General features: G+C 58.2%; 17 protein-coding genes. 9 read left to right on the plus strand and 8 right to left on the minus strand.

Features of this window, described 5'->3' with window-relative positions; genetic code table 11:
- Positions 1 to 40 precede the first annotated feature (40 nt).
- From ACR0JB_RS03405 to ACR0JB_RS03445, 9 genes are all read left to right on the plus strand, one after another.
- Positions 41 to 1291, plus strand: coding sequence for a Zn-dependent hydrolase (locus tag ACR0JB_RS03405; RefSeq protein WP_170374898.1), 1251 nt, complete (start codon positions 41 to 43; stop codon positions 1289 to 1291).
- Positions 1292 to 1382: 91 nt separating this feature from the next.
- Positions 1383 to 2837, plus strand: coding sequence for a dihydropyrimidinase (gene hydA, locus ACR0JB_RS03410; RefSeq protein ID WP_170357995.1), 1455 nt, complete (start codon positions 1383 to 1385; stop codon positions 2835 to 2837).
- Between the two features lie 56 nt (positions 2838 to 2893).
- A complete protein-coding gene (locus tag ACR0JB_RS03415) occupies positions 2894 to 3688 on the plus strand; it encodes an ABC transporter ATP-binding protein (RefSeq protein WP_170348400.1) in 795 nt (264 codons plus the stop codon).
- Positions 3689 to 3695: 7 nt separating this feature from the next.
- Positions 3696 to 4613 (plus strand): ABC transporter permease, encoded by a 918-nt coding sequence (locus tag ACR0JB_RS03420; RefSeq protein ID WP_170376093.1) that lies wholly within the window; start codon positions 3696 to 3698, stop codon positions 4611 to 4613.
- Positions 4610 to 5455 carry an ABC transporter permease gene (locus tag ACR0JB_RS03425; protein ID WP_170393664.1) on the plus strand — a complete coding sequence of 282 codons (846 nt, stop codon included), beginning with the start codon at positions 4610 to 4612 and terminating at the stop codon, positions 5453 to 5455. Before ACR0JB_RS03420 ends, ACR0JB_RS03425 begins: the two co-directional genes overlap by 4 nt.
- A 58-nt stretch (positions 5456 to 5513) precedes the next feature.
- Entirely contained in the window at positions 5514 to 6509 is a 996-nt protein-coding gene (locus ACR0JB_RS03430) for an ABC transporter substrate-binding protein (protein WP_170393666.1), read from the plus strand.
- Between the two features lie 154 nt (positions 6510 to 6663).
- Positions 6664 to 7377, plus strand: a complete 714-nt coding sequence (locus ACR0JB_RS03435) for an ABC transporter permease (RefSeq protein WP_170358007.1) — start codon at positions 6664 to 6666, stop codon at positions 7375 to 7377.
- Positions 7370 to 8104, plus strand: coding sequence for an ATP-binding cassette domain-containing protein (locus ACR0JB_RS03440; protein ID WP_480789678.1), 735 nt, complete (start codon positions 7370 to 7372; stop codon positions 8102 to 8104). The genes ACR0JB_RS03435 and ACR0JB_RS03440 overlap by 8 nt, the downstream gene beginning before the upstream one ends.
- Before the next feature lie 18 nt (positions 8105 to 8122).
- On the plus strand, positions 8123 to 8938 hold the full coding sequence (locus ACR0JB_RS03445; RefSeq protein WP_170374910.1) for an ABC transporter substrate-binding protein: 816 nt from the start codon (positions 8123 to 8125) through the stop codon (positions 8936 to 8938).
- Between the two features lie 6 nt (positions 8939 to 8944).
- Here ACR0JB_RS03445 and ACR0JB_RS03450 read toward each other — a convergent pair whose 3' ends face one another.
- The 8 genes from ACR0JB_RS03450 to ACR0JB_RS03485 all read right to left on the minus strand — a co-directional run bounded on the left by ACR0JB_RS03450 (position 8945) and on the right by ACR0JB_RS03485 (position 16727).
- Positions 8945 to 9817: a substrate-binding domain-containing protein gene (locus tag ACR0JB_RS03450; protein WP_480789679.1), complete on the minus strand. Its 873-nt coding sequence runs from the start codon at positions 9815 to 9817 to the stop codon at positions 8945 to 8947.
- Entirely contained in the window at positions 9818 to 9943 is a 126-nt protein-coding gene (locus tag ACR0JB_RS03455; RefSeq protein ID WP_264187089.1) for a hypothetical protein, read from the minus strand. It lies immediately after the preceding gene.
- The gene (locus ACR0JB_RS03460; protein WP_170393674.1) at positions 9940 to 11217 is read right to left on the minus strand and encodes a c-type cytochrome; all 1278 of its coding nucleotides are present in this window, start codon (positions 11215 to 11217) and stop codon (positions 9940 to 9942) included. Before ACR0JB_RS03460 ends, ACR0JB_RS03455 begins: the two co-directional genes overlap by 4 nt.
- Positions 11218 to 12417, minus strand: coding sequence for a formate dehydrogenase subunit gamma (locus ACR0JB_RS03465; protein ID WP_480789680.1), 1200 nt, complete (start codon positions 12415 to 12417; stop codon positions 11218 to 11220).
- Between the two features lie 27 nt (positions 12418 to 12444).
- Complete coding sequence (locus tag ACR0JB_RS03470) at positions 12445 to 12795, minus strand: putative quinol monooxygenase (protein WP_170348409.1); 351 nt, start codon at positions 12793 to 12795, stop codon at positions 12445 to 12447.
- A 110-nt stretch (positions 12796 to 12905) separates the two neighbouring features.
- Positions 12906 to 13499, minus strand: coding sequence for a formate dehydrogenase FDH3 subunit beta (gene fdh3B, locus ACR0JB_RS03475; protein WP_037307340.1), 594 nt, complete (start codon positions 13497 to 13499; stop codon positions 12906 to 12908).
- Between the two features lie 12 nt (positions 13500 to 13511).
- Entirely contained in the window at positions 13512 to 16406 is a 2895-nt protein-coding gene (locus ACR0JB_RS03480; RefSeq protein WP_170393678.1) for a formate dehydrogenase subunit alpha, read from the minus strand.
- A gap of 132 nt (positions 16407 to 16538) precedes the next feature.
- Positions 16539 to 16727, minus strand: a complete 189-nt coding sequence (locus tag ACR0JB_RS03485; protein ID WP_170348411.1) for a twin-arginine translocation signal domain-containing protein — start codon at positions 16725 to 16727, stop codon at positions 16539 to 16541.
- Positions 16728 to 16750 lie beyond the last annotated feature (23 nt).

Raw genomic sequence — 16750 nt, forward strand, 5'->3', positions numbered from 1 at the left:
CCAAAAGCGAGCCAAATCGCAAGCAACAGGGAAGACACCAATGGCAGCTCCGGCGCAAAACCTCAGGATCAATGGCGACAGACTTTGGGATAGCCTGATGGAGATGGCAAAGATTGGCCCCGGTGTTGCAGGGGGCAACAACCGCCAGACCCTGACGGATGAAGATGCTGAAGGGCGCGCCTTGTTCCAGAAATGGTGTAAGGACGCGGGCTGTACAATGGGCCTGGATCAAATGGGCAATATGTTTGCTCGCCGAGAGGGGACTGACCCCGAGGCTCTGCCGGTTTATGTAGGTTCGCATCTGGATACGCAGCCGACCGGCGGGAAATATGACGGCGTGCTGGGCGTGCTGGGCGGGTTAGAGATAATACGGACGCTGAATGATCTGGACATCAAAACCAAACACCCCATCGTGGCGACCAACTGGACCAACGAAGAGGGCACACGTTACGCGCCGGCTATGTTGTCTTCGGGCGTTTTTGCTGGAATGCACACGCAGGATTGGGCCTATGACCGCGAGGATGCCGAAGGCAAAAAGTTTGGCGATGAATTGAATCGCATCGGCTGGCGGGGCGACGAAGAGGTCGGCGCACGCAAGATGCACGCTTTCTTTGAGCTGCATATTGAACAAGGGCCGATCCTTGAGGCCGAAGGTAAGGATATTGGCGTTGTCACACATGGGCAGGGCCTAAGCTGGACGCAAATCACCGTGACGGGCAAGGACTCCCATACTGGGTCGACCCCGATGCCAATGCGCAAGAATGCTGGCCTTGCGATGGCACGCATCCTTGAGAAAGTGGATGAAATCGCCTGGTCGCATGCGCCCCATGCGGTCGGTGCAGCAGGGCATATCGATGTCTATCCGAACTCTCGCAACGTGATCCCCGGCAAGGCTGTTTTCACGGTCGATTTCCGCTCACCCGAATTGGACGTGATCACCGACATGGTTAATCGCCTGCGTGTTGCTGCCGAAGATATCGTCGAAGAGATGGGCCTGCAGATCGAATTCGAGAAAGTTGGCGGCTTTGACCCTGTGACGTTCGACGAGGGGTGCGTAAAGGCGGTTCGCGATGCGGCCGAGAGGCTGGGGTATTCGCACACCGACATCATCTCGGGCGCAGGACATGATGCGTGCTGGATCAACCGAGTGGCACCAACCGCGATGGTGATGTGCCCGTGCGTTGATGGGCTGAGCCACAACGAGGCCGAAGAGATCAGTAAAGACTGGGCGGCCGCCGGGGCAGATGTTCTGTTTCATGCGGTCGTCGAAACCGCAGAGATTGTGGAGTAAGGGACGCTGCCCCTGTCGCCCAAAAAGCGACTCACCCGAGGTATTTTGGCCAGATGAAGCAAGCGGCGCAGACCGCGTCAGGGAGATTAAAATGAGCACTGTTATCAAAAACGGAACCGTCGTGACCGCCGATCTTTCCTATAAGGCGGATGTGCTGGTCGAAGGCGGTGTGATCACCGAGATCGGAATGGATCTTAAGGGCGACAAAGTGCTTGATGCGACGGGGTGTTACGTGATGCCCGGTGGGATTGACCCGCACACGCATCTTGAGATGCCGTTCATGGGAACCTATTCCAGCGATGATTTCGAAAGCGGGACGCGAGCGGCGCTGGCCGGGGGCACCACGATGGTGGTCGATTTCGCGCTGCCAAACCCCGGTGAGGGTCTGCTTGATGCCTTGAAGCGCTGGGATAATAAGTCGACCCGTGCAAACTGCGATTACTCCTTCCATATGGCGGTGACCTGGTGGGGCGAACAGGTGTTTGACGACATCAAAACGGTGATCGAGACGCGCGGCATCAATACGTTCAAGCACTTCATGGCCTACAAGGGCGCACTGATGGTGAATGACGATGAGTTGTTTGCCTCGTTCAAGCGATTGGCTGAGTTGGGTGGCATCGCGATGGTGCATGCTGAAAACGGCGATGTCGTGGCTGAGTTAAGCGCCAAGCTGCTGGCCGAAGGCAATACCGGCCCCGAAGCGCATGCCTATTCGCGTCCGCCGCAGGTGGAAGGTGAGGCCACCAACCGCGCCATCATGATCGCCGATATGGCGGGCGTGCCGCTTTACGTGGTGCATACATCCTGCGAAGAGGCGCATGAGGCCATTCGCCGGGCCAAGATGAATGGAAAGCGAGTGTGGGGAGAACCCTTGATCCAGCATCTGACGTTGGATGAAAGCGAATATTTCCACCAAGATTGGGATCACGCGGCGCGACGCGTCATGAGCCCCCCGTTCCGGAACAAACAGCATCAGGACAGTCTGTGGAACGGATTGCATTCCGGGACATTGAGCGTTGTGGCCACTGACCATTGCGCCTTTACCACCGACCAAAAGCGTTTTGGCGTCGGTGACTTTACGAAGATACCGAATGGGACCGGTGGGCTGGAGGATCGGATGCCGATGCTGTGGACCCATGGTGTGAATACGGGGCGTTTGACGATGAATGAGTTTGTGGCCGTGACTTCAACAAACATCGCCAAAATATTGAATTGCTATCCTAAAAAGGGTGCGATCCTTGTGGGGGCGGATGCCGATATCGTTGTATGGGACCCTGAGAAAGCCAAAACGATCAGCGCTGATACCCAGCAATCCTCGATCGATTACAACGTGTTCGAGGGTAAAGAGGTCAAAGGTCTGCCGCGCTTTACGCTGACCCGTGGACAGGTGGCCGTGCATGACGGTGAAATCCGCACGCAGGAAGGGCATGGAGAGTTTGTAGCGCGCGAGCCCAATGGTCACGTGAACAAGGCGCTGAGTACGTGGAAAGAGCTGACTGCGCCGCGCCCGGTTGAGCGGACGGGCATTCCGGCGACGGGTGTCTGATTGCGCAGGGATTGTCACCAAGGCACCCTAAAGCCAAACCTTTTCAAGGCAATGGAATGAATACTGAAAGCACTACCCAGCCCGTAATCGAGGCAAGGCAGTTGGACCTTACCTTCCAAACAAACGACGGGCCAATCCATGCGCTCAAGGATGTGAACCTGACAGTCGACAAAGGCGATTTCGTCAGCTTCATCGGCCCCTCGGGCTGTGGGAAAACCACCTTTCTGCGCTGTATCGCGGCGCTGGAAACACCGACAGGGGGAACGTTAACCGTCAATGGAATGACCCCGGATGAGGCGCGGCGGAACCGTGCCTATGGCTATGTGTTTCAGGCGGCGGGGCTATATCCTTGGCGGACCATTGCCAAGAACATTAAACTACCCTTGGAAATCATGGGTTATTCCGCCAGCGAGCAGGAAGAGAGGGTTAAAAAAGTTCTGGAACTTGTTGATCTAGAGGGATTTGGCGGGAAATTCCCCTGGCAGCTTTCTGGCGGCATGCAGCAACGCGCCAGCATTGCGCGGGCGCTGGCTTTTGACGCCGATATCCTTTTGATGGATGAGCCCTTTGGCGCGCTGGATGAGATCGTGCGCGATCACCTGAACGAACAGCTTCTGGCACTTTGGGCGCGCACTGAAAAGACCATCGGTTTCGTGACGCACTCGATCCCCGAGGCGGTGTATCTCAGCACAAAGATCGTGGTGATGAGCCCGCGACCGGGACGGATCACTGATGTGATCGACAGCCCTCTGCCAAAGGAACGGCCGCTGGATATCCGCGACACGCCTGAATTCATCGAAGTCGCCCATCGTGTGCGCGAGGGGCTGCGGGCGGGGCATACGGATGACTAGTGCAGGGATCAAAGCTGTCTGGGCCGTTTTGACTGTTGTAGGCGTCATTATCCTGTTCTGGTATGCCGCCAGCGTGCCGATGAACATCAAAGGTGTTCTGACTGAATTCGAACGAGCCGGGGAACAGGTCGATCCGCCCAAAGCTGTTGACCGCCGCGACATGAGCGAGTTCGAGTTGGTCATCGACAACCCCTATGCCATTGATGAGACATGGGAACAGGACCGACCGCGTTTGCCCGCACCGCATCAGGTGGCCGAAGAGCTGTGGGACACCACGGTCGAGAAGAAAATCACCTCGAAAAGATCATTGATCTATCATTCCTGGGTGACACTCAGCGCCACTATTCTGGGTTTTGCGATTGGCACCGGGTTAGGCATTCTGCTGGCAGTGGGAATTGTACACAGCCGGGTGATGGACCTGTCGGTCATGCCCTGGGCCATTGTTAGCCAAACTATTCCAATCATCGCGCTGGCCCCGATGATCATCGTGGTGCTGTATTCGATAGGTATTCAGGGGATCATCCCCAAGGCGATCATCTCGGCCTACCTTAGCTTTTTCCCCGTCGTGGTCGGTATGGTGAAGGGGCTGCGCAGCCCCGATGCGATGCAATTGGACCTGTTGCGCACGTATAATGCCAGTCGGTCTCAGGGTTTCTGGAAGCTGCGCTTACCAGCGTCGATGCCGTATCTGTTTACTTCGCTGAAGATTGGTATCGCAGCCTCACTGGTCGGGGCTATCGTCGGAGAGCTGCCGACAGGGGCCGTGGCTGGTTTGGGTGCGCGGTTGCTGGCCGGCAGCTATTACGGTCAGACCGTGCAAATCTGGTCGGCGTTGTTTGCGGCGGCCATCCTGGCGGCCTGTCTGGTCGGGCTGTTGGGTCTGATCGAGCGGACGGTCCTGAAACGGATGGGGATGGCGCAATGATATCTGTTCTTGGTGCAATTGGCGTCTGGCTGTTTGGCTGGTGGTTGAACAGCCGCCTGGCCAGTGGCCCCTATGCCGATACAAAGACAGTGCGGTTTTTGGCGCCGCTGATCTTTGGCCTGACCGTGATTGCAATTTGGGAACTGCTGGTGCGCGGGCTTGATGTGCCGTTGGTCATTTTGCCTGCACCGTCAGTGATCGCTGTGCGCTTTGCTGACAGCCTGCCAATCCTGTGGGCGGATTTCGTGCAAACCATCATCAAAGGCGCGCTGAGCGGTTACATCATCGGTTGCGGATCGGCTTTCCTGATGGCGATTGCCGTGGATCGCTGGGATTTCCTGCGCCTCGGATTGTTGCCGGTCGGGAACTTTGTAGCGGCCCTGCCTATTGTCGGGACGGCCCCCATTCTGGTGATGTGGTTCGGGTTCGACTGGCATTCCAAGGCAGCAGTGGTCGTGGTGATGGTGTTCTTTCCCATGTTGGTTAACACCGTTGCCGGTCTACGAGAAGCCACCGTCATGCAGCGCGACCTGATGGAGACCTATGCCGCGACCTATTGGCAGAGCTTCCTGAAACTTCGCTTGCCCGCAGCGATGCCGTTTGTTTTCAACGGGCTAAAGATTTCTACCACTCTGGCGCTGATCGGCGCTATCGTGGCCGAGTTCTTTGGTTCACCCATTGTGGGCATGGGCTTTCGGATTTCAACCAGTGTTGGCCAATTGTCACTGGATATGGTCTGGGCCGAGATTGTCGTGGCCGCTTTGGCCGGGACAGCGTTCTACGGTCTGGTCGCCATGATCGAAAAGGCGGTGACATTCTGGCACCCATCGCAACGCGGATGACAACTTGAATTAATCAGACCCCGAAATGGGGCGTCAATAGCAACTAGGAGACTTGAAGATGAATAAGCTACTTAGCGGGGCGGTCGCCGCCTTGAGCCTGGCAGCCAGCACAGCTTTGGCAGCGGATGAGGTGACACTACAACTGAAGTGGGTCGGTCAAGCTCAGTTTGCCGGGTATTTCGTGGCGGAAGCCAAAGGGTTTTATGACGAAGAGGGGCTGGATGTCACTATCAAACCCGGTGGCCCTGATATCGCACCCGAACAGGTGATTGCTGGTGGCGGGGCGGATGTCATCACGACCTGGATGGCAGCTGGGTTGGCCGCGCGCGAGCGCGGGGTGCCGCTGGTCAATATTGCGCAGCCTTTCAAAACCGGTGGTTTGCAAGTGAACTGCCTCAAATCGACAGGTGTTGAATCTCCTGATGATTTCCCGGGGCGGACCATGGGCGTGTGGTTCTTTGGAAACGAATATCCGTTCTATGCGTGGATGGCGTCACTGGGGATTGAAACAGACGGCGCGGATGAAAACGGCGTGACCGTTCTGAAGCAGGCGTTTTCTGCTGATCCGTTGATCCAAGGGCAGGCGGATTGCATCTCGACCATGACGTACAATGAATACCGCCAGATCCTGCAGGCAGGCATCACGCCTGAAGAACTGGTCACCTTCAACTACCTTCAGATGGGTTTCGGCATGCTTGAGGACGGATTGTACGTTCTTCAAGAAAACCTGGACGACCCCGAGTTTGCCGACAAAATGGTCCGTTTCGTGCGGGCGTCGATGAAAGGGTGGGAATACGCCGCCGAGCATCAGGAAGAAGCCGCCGAGATCGTTCTTGATTTCGACGCGAGCGGCGCGCAGGAGTTGGACCATCAGATCTACATGATGGGTGAGGTTGCTAAACTGATTGAAGGATCTGACGGAGCGCTTGATCCCGCCGACTATGAGCAGACTGTGAAAACGCTGCTTTCGGCAGTTTCAGCGGAAAACCCTGCGATCACCGAAGAGCCCGACGGCGCCTGGACACATCAGATCACAGATGCGGCGCTGAACTGATCCCAGTTCAATTGCCTAAACACGCGCGGCTCCAGTTGGGGCCGCGTTTTCGTTTGGGGATGTCGGAATCGTGTCTGTACTTGGTGAGTAAATGGTCTAGTATCTTTATGAAATTAGGCGCATTTTGTACGAAATGCTCGTTATGTGGTAGAAAATGCAGGGATTTGCATCAGAATTCAACTCGGCAATGACTCTGATCCTAAACGGGGATGCAGAGTTGTGGGCGATTGTGTTGCTGTCCCTGAAAGTTTCCATCTTTGCCGTGCTGATTTCTGCGTTGATTGGCATGCCCGTTGGTGCGGCTTTGGCGGTCGCTCGGTTTCCGGGACGTCGAATTCTGATCGTGCTGATGAATGCTTTAATGGGGTTCCCTCCGGTCGTTGTCGGGCTGTTGGTCTATCTGATGTTGTCACGCTCGGGTCCGTTGGGTGTGCTTGAGTTGCTGTATACGCCGACCGCGATGATCATTGCGCAGGTTGTTCTAGTTACCCCCATCATCGCAGCGTTGACCCGGCAAGTGGTCGAATTGCTGGCCGAGGAGTATTCGGAACAGCTCCGCTCACTGGGGGTGTCCCGGCTGGCATCGGTTCCGGTGCTGTTGTGGGATGCGCGATTGGCGCTGGTGACCGCACTGCTGGCTGGATTTGGTCGGGCCATTGCCGAGGTCGGTGCGGTGATCATCGTTGGCGGCAACATCAATCACGTGACACGTGTTATGACGACCACCATTGCATTGGAGACCTCAAAGGGCAATCTGGCGCTGGCGTTGGCACTGGGGGCGATCCTGATCGGTATCGCGGTGGCGGTGAACGCCATGGTCAGCACGCTCAGCCTGCGAGCCGAGCAGGAGGGGTTGCGCCATGCGTGATTTGACTTTGCAATTGGCCAGTTGTTTGTCGGTTGATGGGATGCGGATCACCCGTAAAGGCAAGGCCTTGTTGGATGTGCCGCAGCTTATCCTTGATGGTCCGGGGCCAACCTTGATCCTTGGGCCGAATGGATCGGGCAAAAGCCTGCTGCTGCGCTGTCTGCATGGGCTGATCGTACCGAATCGCGGGCAGGTTCGGCAGGATGGTGTCGAGCTGAATGCTGATCACAAGGCGCGGCAGGCGATGGTGTTTCAGCAGCCCGTGCTGTTGCGCCGGACCGTTGCTTCCAACCTGGATTTTGTGCTGAAGCGCAAGGGGGTGCCGCGCAGCACGCGCAAGTCCCGGATCGAGGAATTGCTGACCGAAGGCGGTCTGGATGGCAAAGCCCGCCAATCCGCCCGGTCCCTGTCAGGGGGAGAAGCGCAGCGGCTGGCCATTCTGCGCGCTCTCGCGCTGGACCCAGAGACGTTGTTTCTGGATGAACCTACCAGCGCGCTTGATCCCAATGCCACGCAGATGATCGAAAGGATGATCCTGCGCGCCTCAACCCGGGGTGTCCGCATCGTTATGGTGACGCATGACATCGGGCAGGCCCGGCGGTTAGCCGCCGATATCGTGATGATGCAGGGCGGTCACGTGGTTGAACATGGGGCGGCCAAACAGGTACTGGATGCCCCCAAAAGCGACGCCGCACGCCGATATCTGGCTGGCGGGCTAGTCACTTAAACAATAACGGAGATCTAAATGATCCGAACTTTTTTTCGAGCAGCTCTTTTCGCCGTTGGTTTGACCGCTGCGTCCGCCAACGCCGAGGAACCCTTTATCGTGGTGCAATCGACGACGTCCACTCAGAATTCGGGTTTGCTGGATTACATCCTGCCGGGGTTCGAGGCCGAGACGGGTATTGACGTACGTGTTGTTGCCGTGGGCACCGGTCAGGCGATCCGCAATGCCATCAACGGGGATGGGGACGTGTTGCTGGTGCATTCCAGACCAGCCGAGGAACAATTCGTTGACGACGGTTGGGGGGTCGAGCGGTTTGACGTGATGTACAACGATTTTGTTCTGGTCGGGCCAAAATCCGATCCGGCCAAGGTGCGGGGTGGCATGGATATCGTTGAGGCGCTGGTTGCGGTGTCCGAAGCCGAAGCGCCCTTTGCCTCGCGCGGAGATGACAGCGGAACGCACAAGGCCGAGATGCGCCTTTGGGATTGGGCGGGTGCCGATCCGACCGCCGCATCGGGGACGTGGTACCGCGAGACCGGCTCGGGCATGGGGGCGACTTTGAACGTGGCCAGCGGGATGGGGGCCTATGTGCTAACGGATCGCGCCACGTGGCAATCCTTTGGCAACAGAGGGGATCTAGAGGTTCTGGTCGAGGGTGACCCGCGTCTATTCAATCAATACGGTATCATCCTTGTGAACCCGGATAAGCATCCGCAGGTCCGGGCCGCAGCGGGTCAACGGTTCATTGACTGGCTGATCGGCCCCGACGGGCAGGCGGCCATTGCGTCTTACAAGCTGGATGGTGAGCAGTTGTTCTTTCCCAACGCCGAGTGATCGGGGTCAGCCGCTTGCGCCATTGTGGTGGATCGTGCCCAACTCGGACAAGTCATAACCACCGAATTCGGCAGCACGGTTGGCGAAACGTTCAGACTGAAAAAAGCTGAGAAGTTTCAGCATCGGGTCATCAAAATAAGCGCGGCGCCAGATGGCCAGGTCCAACCGTTCAGTATGGGTGGGCGCGAAGCCCAGATTGTATAGGCTGGCCAGGGCACCCAACCCAAACCCGGCTTCGGCCTTGCTGTCATGCAGGGCAATGGCCAGTTCTTCTTCGGTCCGGGCGCAGGCGGGTAGGGCGTCCAGATCGTCGCGCGTCAGATCGTGGGCTTCTAGCTGTGCGTCGAACAGCCGTTGGCTGGCGGCGCTGTCCTGCCGCAGGATCACCCGCCGTCCTTTCAGATCGGCAAAGTCAGTGATACCGGTGACGCCCGGTGCCAATAACAATCCGCGTTGCCGCTGCGCGACTTCAAACAAAACCACCGGGGCTTCACCCAGATTGGCGCGCAGGGATTGCGTATTGAACCCCTGATCCTCATGAATATGCAGTGCCGCAGCTTGCGCGCTGCGGTCCTTCAGGCGGGTCAGCCCGTCGAAGGAACCGTCATAATACGTGGCCAGACCCGAACCGCTTTCGCGCAAAGCCCAATCAAGCAGCGGATCATGGCTGCCAGCAATGATCGGGGGCAGGGCGGGTTCTGCCACTTGCGGGCCGGACCGGGATGCGTTCAGCCAGGCGATGACCTCAGCCCGAGGAAACAGCAGCTTGCCCATGGCGCGCACGCAGGGGACCGCGCCGGATGAGGCCAGATCATAGGCCTTACGCTCGCCAATGCGCAGCAGGTCGGCCAGCTCTTTGGTGGTCAGGTATTCGGACATTCAGTCGAGACGCACAGCCGAACCGGTTCCCGCATCGGCAGCGCTGAACCCGACCTGTTGCAGTGCATAGGGCGCAGCGACGGTGATTACGACCATTACGGCCACAGCGGCAAGAAAGGCTTTCATTGGTCTCCTCCGGTCTTATTCTCCGGTGCCGTTGCGCGGCGCAAATAGGCAATCAGGTCATCGCGATCCTGGGCCTGAGTGATCCGCTGCATCGGCATCTTCGATCCCGGTATGTAGTGGTCTGGCCCCTCGTCGAAAAGGGCATTTATCGTTTCGTCATTCCAAACGATATCAGAGTCTTGCAGCGTATCCGAGTAGAAATATCCCGCCAGCGTACCGGCCTTGCGTCCGAAGACTCCATACAAAGTCGGCCCTGCACGTCTTTGCCCATCAGGCGTAAGGCTGTGGCAGATCGAACATTTTCGGAAAAATTGCCGTTCCCCGTTGCTCATTTCTTCGGGGTTCTTCAGGAAACTGGGCTCGGCCGCTGCCATCTGTTCGCGATTGCCGAGGGATGAAACCGGCCAGCTATACATCGCCTCGTCAATGCCTCCCGCGTGGATGTTCTGACCGTCCGCAGAAAAGGCCAGCGCCCAGACCGGCCCGCGCAGAGTGGCGCGGAAATCCTGCGCGATGTGCCATTCAGCCGTATCGATCACCATGATGTAACCCTCGCCGTCGCCAACAGCCAACAGGCTGCGATCCGGGCTAAGGGCCAAGGCCAGAATGGGGCGGCGATCCAGGGTAAAATCACGTTCTTCTCTGGTGGTCAGCTCCAAAATGCGGGTCACACCGTCGACTGCACCATAGGCAATCCAGTTGTCGGCGGCGTTCAGAACCAATTCATTGATCCCGAACCCGTGTTCCACCAGTCGCCGGATTTCCTGTCCACTGGCTACATCCCAAACTCGCAGTGTTCCATCTATGCCAGCCGAGTACAGCGTTGCACCATCTGGTGAAAAAGTGACGGCGTTCACACCGCTGCCCGCCGTAAGCGTTTGTGCGGCTGATCCATCTTCGGGCCAGAGTCCAATGGTGCCGTCCCAACTGGCAGTGGCGACATGCGTTTTCGAGGCCGCGACCCCCACGATCTTGCCTTTGTGCTGGCCAACAACCTCTCCGCCCGGCCAGCGGCGCAGGGTGAAATCATCGCCTGCTGAATAGATCGCGCGCCCGTTGAACGCGACCGAGTTTACGGCTGCCTCGTGCCCTTCCAGCCATTCGGGCGTACGGTTCGACCACAAGCCAACCGAGTTGTCGAAACTGGCCGTGGCGATCCGCCCGTCCGGCGCGGTGGCGATCCCCATGATCGGTCCGCCGTGACCCTTGAGTGTGAAAAACTCGGCCATGGCGGGCAGGGGGACCAGCGCCAGGGCCAGGACCAGCCCACGCATCTATTCTGCGGGTGAGGCCGCTGCCTTACCGGCCTCTTTTTCTTGTACCTCTTCCAACCACAGCGAGTGATGCTCGCGTGCCCATTGCTCTTCGACTTCGCCGGTACCCATTGCGTCAAAGGCACCTTCCATGCCGACCGAACCCAGATAGATGTGGGCGATAATGATGGCGATGAACACATAGGCGATCATCACGTGCCAAACCTGCGCGTATTGCATCTCCTCCTGTGGGGACATCTGGGTTGGCAAATTCAGGCCAAACATCTGTGGAATACCGGTGGAATTGGCGACCGAGAAGGTCTTGGCAAACATCGGCAGTTCGAACGGGAACAGCAGCGACAGCCCGGACAGGCTGATCGAAACGCCCAGCAGGATACAGGCCCAGAAGATGACCTTTTGTCCTGCGTTAAACTTCCTGGCAGGCGGATGGCTGCCTTTGGTGAAAAGGCCCCCACCGGCGGCCAGCCACTTCAAGTCCACCCGGTTGGGGATGTTGTGGGCGATCCAGTTCACGGTGACGATGACCAAACCCAGCATAAAGGCCCATGCGAGATTGTTGTGTAACCACTTGCAGCCTTGTGCGATGGTGGCAAACCCTTCTTTCCCGAAAAGCGGGATTAGGAAATCACGGCCATAAAGGGTCAGCAGGCCGGTCAGGCCAAGTACAAGGAAAGACCCGGCGAACAGCCAGTGCCCGAACCGCTCAAAGCTGTTAAAGCGGGTTACGGTGCGGCCGGTTTTTTCCCCGTCGATGCGGATTTTTCCGCGGATCAGGAAAAACAACACGATGATGGCCGCCATTCCGCCCAGGATGTACGTTCCGAATTCGCGCAAGGGGCCTGTGCGGAAGTTCAGCCACCACATGCCACCGTCCTGGATTAGAACGCCAGCCGCAGGCCCCTTGGATGAAACTGTTGTATCGGCCGAGCCGTATCGGATCGCGCGATAGACATCACTGTCTGAGGCAACGCCGCGTGTTCCCAACTGGCCCAGCAGACCTTCGGCATTGCCTTGACCGGTGTTGTCCGAGCGATAACGATTGTCGACCTTTTCACCGCGCTGACGGGCCAGAATGTCTTCCAGTGTCGTGGCGCCGCCAGTGGTGCTGCGTTCGGATTCAATCGGGACATCCGCACTTTCTTGAGCCAAGGCGACACTGGTGAGGAATAGGGGGATCAGCAGCATTAAGATCAGGCGCATCTGTCGAATCTCCTGTGTCGTTCGTGTCTATCGGTCAAAGCCGCTGACTTGTTTGTGAAAGACCGCTCCAACCGGCGTAAGCGCCGCGTGCAGGTCTTCTTTAGCGGGGCCGTAAACGTCCAGCTGAGTTGGTGTCAGAATTGCCAGAAAACGATCTGCGAAATTTGCCCCGAAGTTTTGCATATGGATCATCGCATCATCAGAACTGGCGTATCGTTCAAATATGTGAACTGCCGATCCGCTGCGGTGCCATTCATAGGACTTCGCACCGCTTTCATTTAGTGTTGCATCCACCATTTCAGCCATTAGCGCATCGAATATGTCATCCTGATCTGCTTGCAGGTCAAGTTTCAGCAGCCAATAAACATCTTCGGTCATGAATTACTCCGTTCAGGTTGGTCACGCCAACTTATGCCCGGCCAAGTGGTTTGGCCGGGCTGGGGCGGTCCCGTAGCTGACACTACGGGACCGCCAATTTCAAAACGGGACTAACCGTCTTTCTGGTCGTAGGCCGTGCCCCAACCCCAGGCGCCCGAGCCAAACCCGCGCGCCACGACGCGTTCGCGGTAGATGGCCGAAACCACGTCGCCATCACCGGCGAGCAGGGCCTTGGTGGAACACATCTCGGCGCAGATGGGCAGTTTGCCCTCGGCGATCCGATTGCGACCGTATTTGGCGAACTCTGCGGTCGAGTGCGTTTCCTCGGGACCACCGGCGCAGAAGGTACATTTGTCCATCTTGCCGCGTGATCCGAAGTTTCCGGCCTGCGGATACTGCGGCGCGCCGAAGGGGCACGCATAGAAGCAATAACCGCAACCGATGCACAGGTCCTTGGAGTGCAGGACGACGCCTTCTTCGTTCTGATAGAAGCAGTCGACCGGGCACACTGCCATGCAAGGCGCATCCGAGCAATGCATGCAGGCCACCGAGATTGAGCGTTCGCCCGGGTTGCCGTCATTGATCGTCACCACCCTGCGGCGGTTGATGCCCCATGGGACCTCGTGCTCGTTCTTGCACGCGGTGACGCAGGCGTTGCACTCGATGCAGCGTTCAGCGTCGCAGAGAAACTTTGCTCTAGCCATAAATCGTCCTCCTTACGCTGCCGAGATTTTGCAGAGAGTACATTTCGTCTCCTGCATCTGGGTCACTGAATCGTAGCCATAGGTCTGGGCGGTGTTGGAGCTTTCACCCAGCACGTAGGGATCAGCGCCAGCGGGGTATTTGTCCCGCAAGTCCTGTCCCTGGAAGTGGCCGCCGAAATGGAATGGCATGAAGGCCACGCCGGCACCGACCCTGTTGGTCAACATCGCCATCACCTTGACTTTGCCGCCCTCGGGACCTTCGACCCAGACCTGAGACCCATCACGAATACCAAGGTTGTTGGCATCGCGCGGGTTGATCTCGACGAACATGTCCTGTTGCAGTTCGGCCAGCCACGGGTTCGATCTGCTTTCCTCGCCGCCACCCTCATATTCGACCAGACGACCAGACGTGAGGATTAGCGGGTAATCCTTTGAAAAGTCGTTCTTCTGGATCGAAGCGTAAAGGGTAGGCAGGCGATAGGCCTGACGGTCTTCGTAGGTCGGATAATCCTCCACCAGATCGCGCCGGTTGGTATATAGCGGCTCGCGATGCAGTGGGATCGGATCCGGGAAGGTCCAGACGACCGCACGGGCTTTAGCGTTCCCGAAGGGCGCACAGCCATGCTCGATCGCGACCCGTTGGATGCCGCCGGACAGGTCGGTTTTCCAGTTGGTCTTCGGACCCGCAACAGCGTCGATTGCTGTGCGTTCCTCATCCGTCAGATCGCCATCCCAACCAAGATCCATCAGCATCTGCATCGTGAATTCGGGATATCCATCCTGAATTTCCGACCCAACGCTATAGACCCCTTCGGCCAGCAGGTTGTCGCCATCGCGTTCCACCCCGAAACGGGCGCGGAAGGTCAGGCCACCCTCGGCCACCGGTTTGGACATGTCATAAAGGTTTGGAGTCCCCGTATGACCCATCTCGGCCGTGCCCCAGCAGGGCCATGGCAGACCATAGTATTCGCCGTCGTTTGGTCCACCAACAGCCTGCAACGTCGTTCTGTCGAACGTGTGCTGGTTGGCCATATGGCTTTTCAGACGTTCCGGCGACTGACCGGTATAGCCGATGGTCCAGAGGCCCGAGTTGAACTCACGCGTGATGCTTTCAACATTCGGGGTTTCGGCGTCTTCCATTTCGATATTGCGGAAGAACCGGTCCGCCCAGCCGAACTTGTTGGCAAACTTGGCCATGATGACCTCGTCCGGCAAGCTTTCGAACAGCGGATCAACCACCTTGTCGCGCCACTGCAGCGAGCGGTTCGAGGCCGTGACCGAGCCACGGGTTTCGAACTGCGTACAGGCAGGCAACAGGTAAACGCCATCGGTGCGGTCATGCAGAACGGCCGAGACGGTGGGGTACGGGTCGATCACGACCAGCATATCCAGCTTCTCCATCGCCGTCTTCATTTCCGGCCCACGCGTTTGCGAGTTCGGCGCGTGACCCCACAGAACCATGGCGCGAACGTTGTTGTCCTGATCCATGTTTGCTGGGTCTTCCAGAACACCGTCGATCCAGCGAGAGACAGGGATACCGCGCTCGTTCTGAAGCGGTTTATCCTTGCCTTCCTTGTCCTTGATCGTGGCGAACTGACCAGCCAGCCATTCGGGTTCTTCACCCCAGACACGTGCCCAGTGGCCCCATGCACCTGCGGACAGGCCGTAATAGCCGGGCAGGGTATGAGACAGAACACCAAGGTCCGTCGCGCCCTGCACATTGTCATGACCGCGGAAGATGTTGGTGCCACCACCCGAGGTGCCCATGTTGCCAAGCGCAAGCTGCAGCACGCAGTAGGCGCGGGTGTTGTTGTTGCCGTTGGTGTGCTGGGTGCCACCCATACACCAAACGACTGTGCCGGGCCGGTTGTTGGCCATGGTGCGGGCAACGCGCTTGAGCTGCGAACCGGGCGTGCCGGTGACGCGCTCGACCTCTTCCGGGTTCCACTTGGCAACCTCTTCCTGGATCTGGTCCATACCCCAGACACGGGTGCGGATGAACTCTTTGTCCTCCCAGCCGTTGTCGAAGATGTGCCACAGGATGCCCCAGATTAGCGCAACGTCTGTGCCGGGGCGGAAGCGGACATATTCATCTGCATGGGCCGCGGTGCGCGTAAAACGCGGGTCGCAGACAATCAGCGGTGCGTTGTTCTGCTCTTTCGCGCGCAATATATGCAGCAGCGAGACAGGGTGCGCCTCAGCCGGGTTGCCGCCGATGATGAAGATCGCCTTACTGTTGTGCATGTCGTTATACGAATTGGTCATGGCGCCGTAGCCCCATGTATTCGCAACGCCCGCAACAGTGGTCGAGTGGCAGATACGCGCCTGATGGTCCACGTTGTTCGTGCCCCAGTAGGCGGCGAACTTGCGGAACAGATAGGCCTGTTCATTATTGTGCTTCGCGGAACCCAGCCAATAAACACTGTCTGGCCCCGACTCTTCGCGGATGCTCATCATGCCGTCGCCGATCTCGTTGATCGCCTCTTCCCAGCTGATGCGTTTCCACTCGCCACCTTCCTTTTTCATCGGGTATTTCAGGCGGCGCTCGCCATGGGCGTGCTCGCGAACCGAGGCCCCCTTGGCGCAGTGCGCACCCAGGTTGAACGGACTGTCCCAACCGGGTTCCTGCCCGATCCAGACGCCGTCCTGCACTTCGGCGACGACTGTACAGCCGACCGAACAATGGGTGCATACGGATTTGATGTTTTCAACGGCCTGATTGGCCGCTGTCTGGGCGCTGGCTGGCGTCACGGTTCCACCCGTGGCGCTGATCGCGGCAAGGCCGCCGATCGTCAGACCCGATCCACGCAGGAATGCGCGGCGATCGACGGTTTTCTCGCCGACCTGGGACAGGATACTTGTCCGCTGGGGGCGTCTCGCAACCCCGTTGGTCTTTTTCCTTAGCATTGTTTTCCTCCCTTGCGCGCCGTGTAAGCCACGGCTGGCTTGGTACTGCTGATGCCGACGTCAGGGCCAATCGCAACCGTCAGTCGGTTGGTGACATCGTCCGGTCGGTAAACCGGGCGCAGTCGAGGCGGCTTAGAAGCGCGCGCTGTCCAGGTAAGCGCGGGTGTGCGCTGTGTCCTGCATGCGGGTTTCGTCCGTGGGCAGCTCGGCTGCTTCGGCTTTTCCGCTTAGTGTGGCTGCGGCAACAGCAGCGGGCGCTGCGGTTCCGGCCAGTTTGAGGAAGTCGCGGCGCGAGGCGCCTTCTTCCTTGGTCTTGCTCATGGGCTTCTCCTTTCCCATTTGCG

This window comes from Ruegeria sp. BI7, from assembly GCF_056537925.1.